The sequence below is a fragment of the Streptomyces sp. NPDC085460 genome, assembly GCF_044541975.1.
Classification (GTDB): Bacteria; Actinomycetota; Actinomycetes; order Streptomycetales; family Streptomycetaceae; genus Streptomyces.
The window spans coordinates 614,678-627,066 of record NZ_JBITTO010000001.1 but is presented as its reverse complement, the minus strand read 5'-3'; the positions used below and the strand labels follow the sequence as shown (position 1 = coordinate 627,066).

Below are 12,389 nucleotides of genomic sequence, written 5' to 3'. Positions count from 1 at the left end.
GCGCCGGCACGACGTGCCGGACGGTGACGTCCTCCCCCGCTCCGCCTCGGCGGTGGAGGTGCTACTTGACGGCCGACAGGAGGGGTTCGATCTCGTCGATGGCGTACGGGATCGACAGGACGGTGTTGAAGGAAAACGCGGCGCCGATGTCCGGGTCCTGGTACGGCACGAACAGGTCGCGCTTGTCCTGGTTGACCTTCAGCTTCTTGTACAGCGGCTCGGCCTTGATGCGGGTGTTGGCGTCGGTGCTGGAGGTCACCCAGACCAGCCGGTCCACGTCAAGGACGTTCAGCTTCTCCGCGCTCAGCTCCGCCACGTTCCAGCCCGGCTTGGCCAGCGTGTCGATCTCAGGCTTCAGCTTGAACCCGAGCTCCTGGAAGAAGATCGACTTCGGATCGGTCTTCGTGAACGCCGAGTACTTGCCCGCCTCGAAGCTGTCCGCGACCGCGAGCGTCTTCGACGCCCACTCCGGGTGCTTCTCCCGCGCCGCCTCGAACCGGGCGTCGATGCCCTCGATCAGCTTCTCGGTCTCGTCCGCCCTGCCCAGCGACTTACCGATCTGACGTGTCATCACCTGCCACGAAGCACCGTAGTCCGGCACGCCCTTGGGCTGCGCGACGACCTTCGTGAACTTCGACAGCGTGTCGTACTGCTCCTTCTTCATGCCCGAGTACTGCGCGATGACGAGATCCGGCTTGAGCGCCGCGATCTTCTCGACGTTGTACTCGTCCCGCTCGCCGACGATCTGCGGCTTGTCGGCCCCCCACTTGTCCTTCGTCCACGGCCACTTGCCGTACGGGTCCTCCTTGAACCAGTCGACCGCCCCGACCGGCTTCACCCCGAGCGCCAGCACCGCGTCCTGGTCCGACAGGCCCAGCGTGACGACCCGCTTCGGCTCCTTGTCGATCGTCGTGCTGCCGTACTTGTGCTCCACCGTCACGGGGAAGGCGGACGGCGCCTCGCCGCCGGCCGACGTGGCAGCGGGCTTCGACTCCGCCTTCTCCGAACCACCACCGCACGCCGACAGGGCGAGAGCCGCGACCGTCGCGACGGCCACGTACGGCAGTTGTCCGACGAACCGCGGCGGGGCGGGACGCGTACCAGTGAACACAGACGTTCCTTTCGAGGGTTCTCGCGGTGGGGCGTGCCCCGGTGGTGCGGGGGGGGTGCTAGCGGGCCGAGCCGATGCCGTCGGCGACCGGCCGGGGCTCGCCCGGCGCGGGCGTGCGGCCCCGGTCGAGGATGGAGTCGAGGATCTCGCCGACCCGGATCGCGGTGTTGGAGAGCAGGGAGGAGGTGATGCCGTGGGTGTGCTCGGTGCCGCCCTGGAGGTAGATGCCGCAGCGCAGTTCGGCGTCGGTCGTCAGCCGGTAGTCGCGCTCGGCGAGGACGCGGCCCTCCTCGTCGCGCCGGCAGTGGTCGGCGACCGGGCCGAGCAGTCCGACGGGGTCGGCGGGGCTGTAGCCGGTGGCGTACACGACGACGTCGGCGTCCAGGACCGTCTCCTCCCCGGTGACCAGGGAGGTGACGAAGGCGCGGACCTTCTTCCCGTCGTCCTCGACGCCGGTGAGCCGGGAGACGTTGATGAACCGCAGGCGCTCGGTGCCGAGGACCTTCTCCTGGTACGCCTGGCGGTACAGGTCGTCGATCAGGTCGATGTCGACGACCGAGTAGTTGGTGTTGCCGTGGTAGTCCATGAGCTTCCGCTTCACGTCTCCGGGCGCCGTGAAGTACTCGTCGACGGCGGCCGGGTCGAAGATGCGGTTGGCGAAGGCGCTGTCGTCCGCGGGGCTGTAGCCGTAGCGGGAGAAGACGGCGCACACCTCGGCCTCGGGGAAGCGGCGGTGGAGGTAGGCGACGTTCTCGGCGGCGCTCTGGCCGGCGCCGACGACGACGAAGCGCGTGGGGCTCTCGCCGTTCAGGGAGTCGACCTTGGTGAGCAGCTCGGAGTTGTGCCAGACGCGGTCCGTGCGCTCGACGCCCTCGGGCATCATCGGGCGGAGACCGGTGCCGATCACGAGGTTGCGCGCCCGGTGGACGACGGTCTCGGTGCCGTTCCTGGCGGTGACGTCGAGGTATTCGATGACGCCGTCCCGTACGACGGGTTCGACGGCGACGACCTCGTGGCCGTAGGAGACCATGTCGTCGACCTTGGCCGCCGCCCACTCGAAGTAGTCGTGGAACTCGACGCGGAGGGGGAAGAGGTTCTTGTGGTTGACGAAGTCGATCAGCCGGTCCCTGCTCTGCAGGTAGCAGAGGAAGCTGTACTCGCTGGTCGGATTCCTCAGCGTGACCAGGTCCTTGAGGAAGGAGACCTGCATCGTGGCGTCGTCGATCAGCATGCCGCGGTGCCAGCCGAAGCCGGGCTGCCGCTCGAAGAAGTGCGCGGTGACGGCCTCCTCCCTTCCGACGCGGGCGTTGTGCTCGGTGAGCGCTATCGCCATGGCCACATTGGACGGCCCGAAGCCGATCCCTATGAGGTCGTGGACCAGAGGGGCGTCGCCAGGAAGGCCCTGAGACATGTCACTCCCATCGTGCGGAACTGCCGCCTGTGAGGCGTGGGGCGAAAGGAACGCGACAGCGGCTCGGTGTCATCCACAAGCCAGCCGCAACTTAGGTAAAGCTAACCTGACCTGCGCGAGGCTGTCGACTGGACAAATGGGACATGACGCGACCAGGCCAGGCCAACTGGCTTGAAAGAACCGCAACTTGCGGACCTTAGGTAAGGCTTGCTTTACTTGGCGCGACCATTCGTTTCACCGAGGAGGAAGCCCTTATGCGGGTCGTCATGTTCGGTTACCAGACGTGGGGTCACCGCACCCTCAAGGCCCTCCTGGAGTCCGAACACGACGTGGTGATGGTCGTGACGCACCCCAAGAGCGAGCACGCCTACGAGAAGATCTGGAGCGACTCGGTCGCCGACCTCGCCGAGGAGCACGGCGTCCCCGTCGCGATCCGCAACCGGCCCGACGACGACGAGCTGTTCGACCTGCTCAAGGCCGCCGACCCGGACATCATCGTGGCCAACAACTGGCGCACGTGGATCCCGCCGCACATCTACTCGCTGCCGCGCCACGGCACGCTGAACATCCACGACTCGCTGCTGCCGAAGTACGCCGGCTTCTCGCCCCTCATCTGGGCCCTCATCAACGGCGAGTCCGAAGTGGGCGTCACGGCCCACATGATGGACGAGGTGCTCGACGCCGGCGACATCGTCGACCAGCGCGCGGTCACCGTGGAGCCGGCCGACACGGCCACCGACCTGTTCCACAAGACGGTCGACCTCATCGCCCCCGTCACGATCGGGGCGCTCGCCCGGATCGCCGCCGGGGAGACCGAGTTCACCCCGCAGGACCGCTCCCAGGCCAGCTTCTTCCACAAGCGGGCCGAGGACGACATCCGGATCGACTGGAACTGGCCGGCCGACCGCCTGGAGCGCCTGGTCCGCGCGCAGTCCGCGCCGTACCCCAGCGCCTTCACCTTCCACAGGGGCAAGCGCCTGGAGCTCCTCTCCGCCGCCGTGTCGGAAGGCCGTTACGGCGGCACCCCAGGACGGATCTTCTACCGCGAGGGCGCCGGCGTCGTGATCGTCGCCGGCCCCGACGCCTTCACCGGCCGCAACCACGGACTCGCCGTCACACGGGTCCGGACCGAGGACGGGCGCGAGCTGCCCGCCACCGAGTACTTCACCTCCATGGGCGGATACCTGACCAGCCGCCCCTGAGGCCAGGGGCCCCTGGCCCCCGCACCCCGTCGCCCCTCAGACGGTCCTGAGGGGCGACGGCTTTTTACGACCACTTGAGTGGGTTAGACACACCTCACTCGCAGGGTGAGCAAGGGGAAGCTCATGGAACAACCGGCAGTCTCCGGCGTCGCGCACGACGCGTCCGGAGCAGCGTTCGCCGTCGTCGGCCTGTCCAATCTGCCGACGACCGACTGGGCCCAGGTCTTCCGGGCCCTGGCCGACACCGATCTGACGATCCAGGCCGTCGCCTTACCCGGCACGACGCGGCAGACCTCCCCGGCGGACACGGCGGGCGTCCCCGACCGGGCCGCCGCCGGACCCTCCGGGCCGCCCCGACTGAGCATGACGCCGCCCAGCGTCCTGAACCTCAACGCGTACCTGCTCTACGCGCTCGGCAAGGCCGCCCGCCGCCGGCTCACCGAGCGGCTCGCCGCCCACAACCTGCGGTTGTGGCACCTCACCGTGATGGCGCTCGTCGCGGATCTGGGCCCGCAGATGAAGACCGTCCTCGCGGCGCGGCTCGACATGAACTCCAGCGACCTGGTGAAGATCGTCAACGACCTGGTGCGGACCGGCCACGTCGACTGCGCCCGGGACCCGGCCAACCGGCGCAGGGTCCTGGTCCGCCTCACCCCCGAGGGCAGGACCTGGCTGGCCCGCCTCAACGCGGAGATCGCCTCGACGGACGACGAGGTCCTCGCCCCGCTCAACGAGGAGGAGCGCGCCCAGCTCGCCTCCCTGCTCCGCCGGGTCCACCGGCACCTCGAACCGAGCCCGGCGGGCGTGGTCCACGACCCTCCGGGAGCGGTCGAGATCCTCTCCGGCGGCTCCGACGAGGACGGCCGCATCGACTGGACGCACTCCGCGGAGGAGCTCGCCCGCTTCGTCGAGTCGCGGCGCGGGCTGCACCCGACCGCCTTCACCCACCACGCCGGCCGGCGGCTCGACGTTCTCGCGGCGACGGTCTCGCGGGGCCTCTACTCCGGCGAGCCGGGGCTGATCCTCCGGACCGGGGACGAAGGCGTGGTCGTCGTCGCCGGCGCGGACCACGGCGGCACCGCCCGCCCGGCCCTGGTGCTGCGCCAGGTCCGGTCCGAGGGAGGCGGCGCGTCCTCCGCCGAGGAACACTTCGGCACGGGACGGGGGTGACGGCCGGCCCCGGTCTCCCGGCCCCGGGATACCTGGGCCGGGAGACCGGGCCCGGGGCCGGGGAGATCGGGGCCGGGGCCGGGGCCGGGGAGATCGGGGCCGGGGAGATTGGGGCCGCTGAGACCGGGGCCCGGGGTCGGGCACGGGGAGACCGGGCCGGCGAGACCCAGGCCCGGGGTCAGACACGGGGAGACCAGGCCGGGAAGGCCCGGGGCCGGGGTCGGGCACGGGGAGGCCCAAGGGTCGAAACCCGGGCGCGGGGAGATCCGGGGGCCGAAGGCGGGTGTGGCCAGGGGCCGGGCACGGGGTCTCCTCGTGCCCCGCACCGGGAGTCCGAAGGGCCGGGCGCAGGAGAACGCGCGGGGGCCGGGCCGGCGGTGTGCCGGGCCGGTCCCCGCGCGCGTGAGTCAGGAGGCGTCGCGGACGAGGGTCCAGAGGCGGTGGTCCCAGCCCACGTCGGCGCGGGAGACGACCCTGAGGCCCGCGCTCTCCGCCAGTGCCGCGATCGCCTCCGCGTCGCGCACCCCCGAGCCGAAGGCGCACTTCAGGCGCAGATGGTGCAGGACCTCCTCCATGTCCTCGGGGTCGCCGGTCGCGACCTGCTCGACCAGGAGCAGGGTGCCGTCCGGCGCGAGGGCGGCGGCCGCCTCGGCGAGGGTGTGCACCGCGTCCTCGTCGGCCTGCCACTCCAGCTGACGTGACATCAGCACCGTCCGCGCGCCCACCGGTACGGCCCCGGATCCGGCGACCAGGTCGATCCGGGGCAGCAGCTCCTGGTCCAGGATCGCCTCGCGCAGCACCCGCAGCACCGAGGGCATCGCGACGATCCGCGCCCGCAGTTCCGGGTGTTCCTTGACCAGGGTCTCGACGACGGTGGCGACTCCCTGGCCGGTGGCGGTCAGCTCGGTGACGGCCGACCAGTCGTGGGCGCGCAGGACGCCGGGGGCGATCCAGCGGGCCTCGTCCTCGACGGCGGCGCGCGCGGTGTCGGCGATCCGGGACTCCCGGGCCAGCTCCTCGGTCAGGGTGCGGCCGGCGAGGGTGCGGTAGCCGGCGCGGCCGGTGCGGACGGTGTGCAGCAGCCCGGAGAGGGAGGCGTCGAGCGCGGCCTGGGCGCCCTCCAGGTGGTACTCCTCCGCCGAGTGGTCGTCCTCGACCAGCTCCTCGCTGACCGGGGTGAGGCTGTAGTGGCCCTCGCCGTCGGTGGCGAGCAGGTCGATGCCCACGAGGTAGTCGAGGAGGGCGCGGAGGGTGGCCGGGTCGGCCTCGGCGCGGCGGGCCAGTTCGCCGGCGTGCCGCACGCCCCGGTCGACCAGGTCGAAGACGCCGAGGGTGACGGCGGTCCGGATGGCGTACGGGGGCGCCAGGTCGGTCAGGGCGTGGAGGCGCTCGTGCGCGTCGTCCTCGTCGTCCTCCACCGCCGGGACGGTCTCGGCGCCGGCGGGCGACTCCCCGGCCGAGGCCGAGGCCGAGTCCGAGGCCGGCGCGGCGGCGGGCGCGGAGCGGCGCCAGTAACCGGTGATGTGCGTCTGCTCGCGCGGGATCTGACGCTCCGTCGCCAGGTGGCGGCGGATGCCCTTGAGGGTGACGGCCTCGCCGGCGACCCAGGCGAAGACGGTGCCGGGCAGCCATTCGGCGGCGCGGAGGGCCTGCTCCAGGAGGTCGGTGGTGCCGGCCGGGGCGCCCTCGCGGGAGAGCCAGACGATCTCGGCGTCGGCCTCGGTGGGCAGCTCCTGGCGGTGGCTGTCGTCGCCGACCTCGATGAAGACGCGGGCCTTGGTGCCGGCCGGCATCTCGGCGAGCCAGCGGCCGATGGCGGGCAGGGCGGTCTCGTCGCCGACGACGAGGATCCAGTCGGCGCCCTCGGGGTGGCTGTGGGACATCTTCGGTCCCGCGATCCAGGCGCTGTCGCCGGGGACGGCGTTCTCGGCCCAGGTGGAGGCGACTCCGCCGTCGTGGCGGACGAAGTCGAAGTCGATCTCGCCCTTCTCGGGGTCGTGGCGGACCGGGGTGTAGTCCTTGGCGACGGGCCGTCCGTCCGACCAGTCGAGGCTGCTCACCCGCTGCCGGGGCAGGACGAGGCGCCCGGTCTCGTCGGCGAAGAAGAACTTCACGTGGTCGTCGAAGCCCTCGGTGCGCAGGGCCGGGAGTTCCAGGCCGTCCTTGACGAAGGCGTCGAGCTGGGGTCCGCCGAGGGTGAGGCGGCGCATCCCGGGGGTGAGGTTCTCGGCGCGCAGGACGGTCAGCTCGCGCAGCACGATGGGGAAGGTGACGACCGAGCGGGGGCTGCGGGTGGGCATGGGTACTGCTCCTTCGTGCGCGGCGCCGGGCGGGCGCCGCGGGACGGACCTGCGGGCCGGGCGGGCCGGTGGCGCGGTGCGCCGGCCCGCCCGGCCCGTACGGGTGGCGGTGGGTGCTCCCTGCCGGGAGCGGGGGTCACTTGCCGGCGACGGCCCCGGCGAGGATCGGCGTCAGCTTCTCGACGACCCAGGGGGCGCTGAGGGCGTCCGGGTAGGCGACGGCGGAGGAGAGGGTGTTCTCCGAGGGGATGACCGCGTAGTGCTTGCCCTTGACGGCCTTCAGGGACTGGAAGAGCTTGTTGCTCTCCAGCTCCTTGACGCTGAGCAGGCCGTTGTCACCGAAGGGGTAGGTCATGAGGAGGACGTCGGCCTCCAGCTCGTCCAGGTTCTCCAGGCTGACGGCGTTCTTGTCGGCCTTGTAGTTCTTGGCCTTGTCCGACTTGGTGAAGCCGAGCTGCTCGAAGACGCCCGGGTCCTGGTCGGCGTAGGACATGAAGGTGATCTGCTCGGGGTGGACGACCGCGTAGGTGTACGTCTTGCCCTTGAACTCGGGGTGCGCGGCGGCCGCGTCGGCGGTGGCCTTCTCGTTGGCGGCGATGACCTTCTCGGCCTCGGCGGTCATGCCGAGGGCCTTGGCGGCGGTCTTCAGGCGCTCCTGCCAGGTGAGGGTGTCGGAGTGCGCCTTGTCGGTGAAGGTGACGACCGGGGCGATCGGCGCGAGCTTGGCGTAGTCGGCGTCCATCGACCAGGTGTTCATGCCGAGGATGACGTCCGGGGCCTCGGCGGCGATGGCCTCGTAGTCGGTGCCGTCGGTGTCGTCGTACGTCTTGAGCTTGCCGGCGCCGAGCTTGTCGATCGCGCGCTGCTTGTACTCGGGGACGGGGCCGCCGTCCTCGGCGTCCGGGGTGATGACCGGGACGAGGCCGAGGGCGAGGGCGATGTCGGTGTCGCCGTCGGAGACGGTGGCGACCTTGAGGGGCTTCTTCTTGACCTCGGTCTTGCCCCAGGCGTTGGGGAGGGTGACCGGGAAGGCGGCCTCGGCGGCGGCGCCGCTCGCGGCACCGGTGGGCTTCGCGCCGTCGCTCTTCGCGTCGTCCTTGCCGCCGCAGCCGACGAGGAGGGCGCCGCACGCGGCGGCGGCGAGGAGGGTACGGGCGGCGGAGCGCCGTGCGAGCGGTCTGGCGGGGCGGTTCATGGTCAGTTCTCCTGCGCGTGGTGACGGCGGCCGAGGGGGAAGATCTGCGGCCGTGCGGTGAGGGGATGGGGTACGACGAGGCAGCGGAGGCCGAAGACCTCGGCCACGGTGCTCTCGTCGAGGACCTCTTCGGGCGGGCCCTGCCGGATGACGCGCCCGTCGCGCAGGGCGACGATCGTCGAGGCGTACAGGGCTGCCTGGTTGAGGTCGTGGGAGACGAGCACGATGGTCTTGCCCGTCTGTTCGTTGAGGTCGGCGAGGAGGTCCATGACCTCGATCTGGTGCGCGACGTCCAGGTAGGTGGTGGGTTCGTCGAGCAGCAGGGTGGGGGTGTCCTGGGCGAGGGCGAGGGCGATCCACACGCGCTGGCGCTGGCCGCCGGAGAGCTGGTCGACCGGGCGGTCGACGAGTTCGGCGGTTCCGGTGGCCTGGAGGGCCTCGGCGATGATCTCGTCCTCGCGCGCGTCGCGGCGGCGGCCGAACTGGCGGTGCGGATGGCGGCCGCGCCAGACCAGGTCGCCGACGGTGATGCTCTCCGGGGCGACCGGGGACTGCGGGAGGACGCCGAGCCGGCGCGCCACCTCGCGGGTGGGCAGGCGGTGGATGTCGGAGCCTTCGAGGAGGACCGATCCGGCGGCGAGCGGCAGGAGGCGGGCGATGGACTTGAGGAGGGTGGACTTGCCGCAGGCGTTGGGGCCGACGAGGGCGGTGATCCGGCCCTTCTCGATCCGGAGGTCCAGGTCCTCGATGACGGGTGTCTTGCCGTACCCGGCGCTGATGCCGCGGGCTTCGAGCTGGTGGGTCGCGGTGGCTTCCGGGCTCTCGGTCTGCGGGGTCACGGTGTGGGTCACGAGGCTCCCTGCCTGCGTCGAAGGATCAGCCAGACGAAGTAGGGGGCGCCGAGCAGCGCGGTGAGGACACCGGTGGGCACCGGGCTGATCAGCGGTGCGTGCTGGGCGAGGACGTCGGCGCCGAGGACGATGGCGGCGCCGATCGCCGAGGCGAGGAGGGTGGAGCGCTCGGTCCCCACCAGGCGGACGGCGATGGGGCCGCTGACGAGGGAGACGAAGCCGATGGGGCCGACGACGCTGGTGGCGAGGGCCGCGGCGGCGGCGCCGACGAGCAGGACGCCGACGCGGGAGGCGGTCACCCGGGTGCCGAGGCCGGCGGCGAAGCCGTCGCCCAGGGTGAGGGTGGCGAGGGGCCGGGCGAGGAAGAGGGCGGCGAGCGCGCAGGCGGCGAAGCCGGCGGCGAGGGTCGTGACGCCGTCCCAGTCCGCGTCGTTGGTGGTGCCGACCGTCCAGCGCAGGGCGATGGCGAGGCTCTGCTGGTCCGCGACGAGGAAGAGGTAGTTCGTGTACGCGGTGCAGACGGCGCTGAGCCCGATGCCGACGAGGACGAGGCGGTACGTGTCGACCCCGCCGCGCCAGCTGAGCGCCTGGACGGCGGCGACGAGGACGAAGGAGCCGATGACGGCGGCCACGGGGACGCCGAGGGAGAAGGCGGCGGGCGCGTAGAGCAGCGCGGTCGCGGCGCCGGCGCCGGCTCCGGCGGAGATGCCGACGATGTCGGGGGTGGCGAGCGGGTTGCGGATCAGGCGCTGGTAGAGCGAGCCGGCCAGGCCGAAGAGGGCTCCGGCGAGCAGCGCGGAGAGCGCCCTCGGCATCCGCAGCTGGAAGATCATGTAGTCGGCGAGGCCGTCGCGCAGGCCGAAGGCGGCGGGCAGGACGTCTGCGGGGTCGAGCCGGCCGATGCCGCCGAGCAGGACGGAGGCGGTGGTGAGGCCCAGCAGCGCGACGGCGAGCACGGAGGCGGTCACCGAGGCGCGGCGGTTGCGGGCGCGGCGGTCGGCGCGCAGGCGGGCGACGACGACGGGCGTGGTCGGGGAGTCCGGCGTGGACCGGAGGGCGAGAGGGGTCATCACATCCGCACCAGGTCGCGGCGCCGGGCGAGCCAGACGAAGAAGGGGGTGCCGACGATCGCGGTCATGAGGCCCACCTGGACCTCGCCGTGGTCGAGGACGAGCCGGCCGGCGGTGTCGGCTCCGGTGAGGAGGACGGCCCCGGCGGCCATGGAGATCGGCAGCGACCAGCGGTGGTCGGGGCCGACGAGGAGCCGGGCGCAGTGGGCGGCGACCAGTCCGACGAAGGCGACGGGGCCGACGGCGGCGGTGGCGGCGGCGCACAGGAGGACGGCGACGGCCGCGGCGGTGAGCCGGGCGCGTTCGACCCGGACGCCGAGGGCGCGGGCGGTGTCGTCGCCGAGGCCGAGGATGTTGAGGGTGCGGCCGAGGGGCAGCGCGAGGAGGAGTCCGACGAGGACGAAGGGCATGAGGTGGCTCAGGACCTCCGCGCGGCCGGTGAGCTGACCGACCGACCAGAAGCGGAGGTGGAAGAACGCCTCCTTGTCGCGGACGACGAGGAGGGTGATGAGGGAGGACATCACGGCCGCGAGGGCGACGCCGGCGAGGACGAGGCCGACGGCCGAACTCCCGGCGTCGGTGCGGGTCCCGATGAGGTAGACAAGGGTGGCGGTCACGGAGGCGCCCAGGAGGGCGAGCCAGAAGTAGTCGCCGGTGTCGGTGACACCGAGGAGCATGATGCCGAGGACGACGAACATCGAGGCGCCCTGTTCGACGCCGAGGATGCCGGGGTCCGCGAGGGGGTTGGCGGTGAGGGCCTGCATGACGAGACCGGCGGCGCCGAGCGCCGCGCCGACGGCGAGGCCGAGGAAGGTGCGGGGGATGCGCTCGGTCCACAGGACGTGGGTGTTGAACGCCTCTTCCCCGGGGTGGAGCAGGATGCGGACGACTTCCAGGGGCGAGATGTCCCGGGCGCCGAGTCCGATGCTCGCGACGAGCGTCACGAGGACCGCCGCGACGGCGAGGACGGACACGACCGTGCCCCGCGAGGTCCGGGTGCGGACCGGGGGGTCGCCCGGAGGCATGTCCTGTATCGGGGCTTTCGCCACCGATAGGGGCGGTTGTGTCATGTGCCGTCCTTGTTCTCACTGCTCGTACGGCTACTTAGGTTACCCTTGCCTAACCTTCGGGGATCCAACTCGGAGGCCGACCGATCACACCGAGGGGTCGCGGGCCGACCGCCTCTCAGACACCGGGGGGTGGCGCGCATGACCGACCGCACGGCGGGCGCGACCGACGAGATCGTCATCACGGCGACGGGTCATGCGACGCACTGGCACGACTACCACCAACTCCTGTACGCGCCCTTGGGACGGATCACCGTCACCACCCCGGACGGCGAGCACGAGCTGACCTCGCCGCAGGCGCTGTGGCTTCCGGCCGGCACCCCGCACAGCGCCGCGTTCGATTCCGGATCCCTGGTCCTGACCGAGTCGTTCGACCCCGTCCGGCACCGCCTGCCGTACACCCGGGCCACCACGATCCGGCTCGACGAGACCGCTCGCCGGCACCTGCTGGCCCGCACCCGGGGCGGGGGCGCGGAGGTCGACGACGCGGCCATGTTCGCGGCGCTGACCTGCGCCGGGCCCCACGGCGACGCCCGGCTTCCGCTGCCCCGCCCGACCAGCGAGGCGGCCCGCGCCGTCGCGGGAACGCTGCTGCGCAGACCCGACGACCAGCGCACCGCGACGGAGTGGGCCGAGAGCCTCTACGTGAGCGCGACGAGCCTGCGCCGGGCCTTCCGCGCCGAGACCGGGCTCGCCTTCTCCGAGTGGCGGACCCGGGTGCGCCTCAACCACTCGCTCGCCCTGCTCAGCCGGGGACATCAGGTCGGCGCGGTCGCCGCCAAGGTCGGATTCACGAGCACGAACGGCTACATCCTGGCGTTCAGGCGACACTTCGGGCGCACCCCGGGCGTCTGGATCAAGGAGCACGGAGGGCGCCCGCCCGGGCCTCCCGAGCCGGTCGGAAGCGTCCCCTCCGCGCGAAAGTCGGCCACCGGGGGGTGACTTGACAGCCACCGCACCCTAGGTGATTTTAGGTAAGCCTTACCTAAACGCCCAGCTCCTGGGCGCCCCC

The 12,389-nt window shown here is 72.0% G+C and carries 10 protein-coding genes; 3 read left to right on the top strand and 7 right to left on the bottom strand.

The features are described 5' to 3' along the window. Positions 1 to 61: 61 nt before the first annotated feature. A complete protein-coding gene (locus ACIGHB_RS02745; RefSeq protein ID WP_399908943.1) occupies positions 62 to 1,111 on the bottom strand; it encodes an iron-siderophore ABC transporter substrate-binding protein in 1,050 nt (349 codons plus the stop codon). Positions 1,112 to 1,169: 58 nt separating this feature from the next. Continuing rightward, positions 1,170 to 2,522 (bottom strand): SidA/IucD/PvdA family monooxygenase, encoded by a 1,353-nt coding sequence (locus ACIGHB_RS02740; RefSeq protein WP_360322482.1) that lies wholly within the window; start codon positions 2,520 to 2,522, stop codon positions 1,170 to 1,172. A gap of 254 nt (positions 2,523 to 2,776) precedes the next feature. On the opposite strand from ACIGHB_RS02740, the gene ACIGHB_RS02735 reads away from it, so the two are divergent. Beyond that, positions 2,777 to 3,724 carry a methionyl-tRNA formyltransferase gene (locus ACIGHB_RS02735; RefSeq protein ID WP_399908941.1) on the top strand — a complete coding sequence of 316 codons (948 nt, stop codon included), beginning with the start codon at positions 2,777 to 2,779 and terminating at the stop codon, positions 3,722 to 3,724. Positions 3,725 to 3,847: 123 nt separating this feature from the next. Next, positions 3,848 to 4,894 (top strand): winged helix DNA-binding protein, encoded by a 1,047-nt coding sequence (locus ACIGHB_RS02730; RefSeq protein ID WP_399908939.1) that lies wholly within the window; start codon positions 3,848 to 3,850, stop codon positions 4,892 to 4,894. Positions 4,895 to 5,301: 407 nt separating this feature from the next. Here the strand turns inward: ACIGHB_RS02730 and ACIGHB_RS02725 are convergent, their stop codons facing one another. The 5 genes from ACIGHB_RS02725 to ACIGHB_RS02705 all read right to left on the bottom strand — a co-directional run bounded on the left by ACIGHB_RS02725 (position 5,302) and on the right by ACIGHB_RS02705 (position 11,335). Then, positions 5,302 to 7,194: an SIP domain-containing protein gene (locus tag ACIGHB_RS02725; RefSeq protein WP_399908937.1), complete on the bottom strand. Its 1,893-nt coding sequence runs from the start codon at positions 7,192 to 7,194 to the stop codon at positions 5,302 to 5,304. Between the two features lie 136 nt (positions 7,195 to 7,330). Continuing rightward, positions 7,331 to 8,389 carry an ABC transporter substrate-binding protein gene (locus ACIGHB_RS02720; protein WP_399908935.1) on the bottom strand — a complete coding sequence of 353 codons (1,059 nt, stop codon included), beginning with the start codon at positions 8,387 to 8,389 and terminating at the stop codon, positions 7,331 to 7,333. 2 nt (positions 8,390 to 8,391) lie between these two features. Next, the gene (locus ACIGHB_RS02715) at positions 8,392 to 9,240 is read right to left on the bottom strand and encodes an ABC transporter ATP-binding protein (protein ID WP_360321853.1); all 849 of its coding nucleotides are present in this window, start codon (positions 9,238 to 9,240) and stop codon (positions 8,392 to 8,394) included. Then, positions 9,237 to 10,310: a FecCD family ABC transporter permease gene (locus ACIGHB_RS02710; RefSeq protein WP_399908932.1), complete on the bottom strand. Its 1,074-nt coding sequence runs from the start codon at positions 10,308 to 10,310 to the stop codon at positions 9,237 to 9,239. The genes ACIGHB_RS02715 and ACIGHB_RS02710 overlap by 4 nt, the downstream gene beginning before the upstream one ends. After that, positions 10,310 to 11,335: an iron ABC transporter permease gene (locus ACIGHB_RS02705; RefSeq protein ID WP_360321859.1), complete on the bottom strand. Its 1,026-nt coding sequence runs from the start codon at positions 11,333 to 11,335 to the stop codon at positions 10,310 to 10,312. The genes ACIGHB_RS02710 and ACIGHB_RS02705 overlap by 1 nt, the downstream gene beginning before the upstream one ends. A gap of 183 nt (positions 11,336 to 11,518) precedes the next feature. On the opposite strand from ACIGHB_RS02705, the gene ACIGHB_RS02700 reads away from it, so the two are divergent. Continuing rightward, complete coding sequence (locus tag ACIGHB_RS02700; protein ID WP_399908930.1) at positions 11,519 to 12,319, top strand: AraC family transcriptional regulator; 801 nt, start codon at positions 11,519 to 11,521, stop codon at positions 12,317 to 12,319. The last annotated feature ends 70 nt before the right edge of the window (positions 12,320 to 12,389 follow it).

Coding starts and splice junctions, on each gene's coding strand:
- ACIGHB_RS02740 (WP_360322482.1), bottom strand. CDS start 2,522: ATGTCTCAGGGCCTTCCTGGCGACGCCCCTCTGGTCCACGACCTCATA.
- ACIGHB_RS02735 (WP_399908941.1), top strand. CDS start 2,777: ATGCGGGTCGTCATGTTCGGTTACCAGACGTGGGGTCACCGCACCCTC.
- ACIGHB_RS02730 (WP_399908939.1), top strand. CDS start 3,848: ATGGAACAACCGGCAGTCTCCGGCGTCGCGCACGACGCGTCCGGAGCA.
- ACIGHB_RS02725 (WP_399908937.1), bottom strand. CDS start 7,194: ATGCCCACCCGCAGCCCCCGCTCGGTCGTCACCTTCCCCATCGTGCTG.
- ACIGHB_RS02720 (WP_399908935.1), bottom strand. CDS start 8,389: ATGAACCGCCCCGCCAGACCGCTCGCACGGCGCTCCGCCGCCCGTACC.
- ACIGHB_RS02710 (WP_399908932.1), bottom strand. CDS start 10,310: ATGACCCCTCTCGCCCTCCGGTCCACGCCGGACTCCCCGACCACGCCC.
- ACIGHB_RS02705 (WP_360321859.1), bottom strand. CDS start 11,335: ATGCCTCCGGGCGACCCCCCGGTCCGCACCCGGACCTCGCGGGGCACG.
- ACIGHB_RS02700 (WP_399908930.1), top strand. CDS start 11,519: ATGACCGACCGCACGGCGGGCGCGACCGACGAGATCGTCATCACGGCG.